Genomic DNA, 220 nt, shown 5'->3' on the forward strand with positions numbered 1-220 from the left:
TGACGGTGAGGATGGACATGATGTAGTTGTCGTGGGATGGCGTCTCCTCTGTTGCCACCACCTTCACTTTGTACACATAGTCCACCCCTGGCTTGCAGGCAAGGTCGATGCGCTCATTGACTGTGATGGGATTGTCCTTCTTCACCCGTATGAAGCAGTTTTCTTCAGCGCAGCGACACACTTCCCCATGGCAGATCTTCCTCAGCTGCCCACCAGCCTT

1 protein-coding gene is annotated in these 220 nt (G+C 54.1%); it reads right to left on the reverse strand.

Annotated elements, in window-relative coordinates; genetic code table 11:
* Nucleotides 1-220, reverse strand: a 220-nt coding sequence (locus EF384_RS10005; protein WP_148076715.1) for a hypothetical protein, incomplete at both ends; no start/stop codon positions are given.

Origin of the sequence: Aerococcus agrisoli (assembly GCF_003797145.1) — a bacterium.
Classification (GTDB): domain Bacteria; phylum Bacillota; class Bacilli; order Lactobacillales; family Aerococcaceae; genus Aerococcus; species Aerococcus agrisoli.